The organism is Arthrobacter sp. HMWF013 (assembly GCF_003061105.1).
GTDB lineage: Bacteria > Actinomycetota > Actinomycetes > Actinomycetales > Micrococcaceae > Arthrobacter.
Genome location: NZ_QAIQ01000593.1, coordinates 483 through 2269, shown reverse-complemented (window position 1 = coordinate 2269; position 1787 = coordinate 483). Strand labels below are relative to the sequence as shown.

The window sequence follows — 1787 nt, the reverse complement described above, 5'->3', positions numbered from 1 at the left end:
CTGCTGGCCCATGGGCGGAACCGGCTGCATGGGCGGCAGCGGCTCGGCCGGGGGAAGCGGCTGGGGGCTGTTGATCTGCCGGAACCCGCCACTCATGTAATCCTGCTGGGTGTAACCGTCGCGGGGCTGCCTGCTCTGCTGTCCCGGGAACTGGCCACCACCGGGAAACTGGTCAGGGTAGCGCCCGGTGAAGCTCTGCTCCTGGTTCCGCTTGGTGACAGACTTCCGGTACATCCGCATCCCCATGGGAATCAGGAACGAGAGAATGATGATCCAGAAAAACAAGCTGTTCACGGTATAGCGCCTCTCATATGTGTCCCTCCAGCTTAGCCCCGGAGCGCACCTGGACGGTGGGGAGGCCGAGGAATGACCCGTACCTGTCCACTGCATCCTGCACCGCTCCCTCAACGGCCCTGGCCCGCGCCGGGTCCGACAGATCCCCGGCGCCGGACAGGCGGATGTCGAGTTCGCAGCGGCCGGGGAACATCGTGTGCCGCCAGCAGCCGGCCATCCGCCCGTCCAGCAGCACCACGTGAAGGGGCTCACCCGCAGTGGGATAGGCGGGGGCGGTGCCACCCAGATAGTGCCGGGTGGGGAAGTAGCCCATGATGTATTCGTCGTAGCACTGGATCAGGTCGATGCGCGGTACAGGGGCCGTAAGAGACGCGGCTGTGCCGGCTTCCGTGCGGGCTCTGCCCGCACCCTCTTCGGTGCCGCCCGCTCTACCGTTTTCCGCGCCGGTGCCGCCCGCACCCTCTTCGGCGCCGCCCGCTCTACCGTTTTCCGCGCCGGTGCCGCCCGTTCCGGCCTCGGCGCGGCCCGTTCCGCCGTCGAAATAATAGGCGACGCCGTCCACCACCATGGCTGCCAGGGCATCCGGATCAGCTTCCTGTGCCGCCTGCACACCGCGCCGGACGTCCGTGGCCGTGAGCCCGGACCAGCCGGCGCAGTCCTTGACCGTGGCCGGACCGCGGCTCGTGAAGTAGCGCCGGGCCAGCCGGCCGAGGGCCTCATCCCGTGTGATGGGCGTGGCCGGGCCAGGGGGTACACGTTCGTCGAAGAGGGCGTAGGTCTGCTTCAAGGCACCGCCCGGGCTCCGCACCGGCGCGCCGCTGACCAGTACCGAACTGACTTCGGCGTACATGATCAGGTAGGCGAGCCTCAGGCCAACCGCCTCGAACCCGGCGTCCTGAAGGCGCGCTGCGAGCTGGTCCCGGGTCAGGTGCCGGCCGCCCCGGACAGCGTCGGCCAGCAGTTGCGTGCTGCGCGCGGCCGTGGCAGCGTCAATTCCCACCCTGCGGTAGGTGGTGTCATTGCCCTGGTGAAGCCGCGGCGCGGACAAAGCCATCAGCCAGCGGAGGTCGTCCCGGTGCACAAAATGCCAGGTAGGGCGGAGGATGTGGGTGCGCAGGATCCGCCCCTCTGCCACGGCCTGCTCAACGTCCCCTGCGGTAACCGGGTCTGCGCCGGCGAGCCGGGTGCGCTGCGCCAGGCTCCAGCGTGCGTAGGGGAATTCCTGGGCCTGGACAGCCAACAGGTGCCATACCACGTCCTCGGGGGACGCCAGGCCGGGACCGCGCAGCAGCTGGGCGGCAAGCCGCCGCCGCACTACCTCGTCCGGGTCCATGGCTACCTGCTCTCGGGTGCTCCTGGGTCGTCTTTCGCCTGCGTTGCCCTGACCTGCGTCGCGCTGACCTGCGTTGCCCTGACCTGCGTCGCGCTGACCTGCGTTGCGATGACCTGCGTTATCCGGTCCGGCGTCGCCCGATATCCGTTGTCCTCTCCGG

Annotated in this window: 1 protein-coding gene and 1 pseudogene; both read right to left on the bottom strand. The window is 69.0% G+C overall.

Translation table 11 applies throughout. The features are described 5' to 3' along the window. Nucleotides 1-294 (bottom strand): annotated as a pseudogene (locus DBR22_RS20130) (hypothetical protein); the annotation flags it as partial. Nucleotides 295-307: 13 nt separating this feature from the next. Beyond that, the gene (locus tag DBR22_RS20125) at nucleotides 308-1627 is read right to left on the bottom strand and encodes a winged helix DNA-binding domain-containing protein (RefSeq protein ID WP_108600459.1); all 1320 of its coding nucleotides are present in this window, start codon (nucleotides 1625-1627) and stop codon (nucleotides 308-310) included. Nucleotides 1628-1787 lie beyond the last annotated feature (160 nt).

Coding starts and splice junctions, on each gene's coding strand:
- DBR22_RS20125 (WP_108600459.1), bottom strand. CDS start 1,627: ATGGACCCGGACGAGGTAGTGCGGCGGCGGCTTGCCGCCCAGCTGCTG.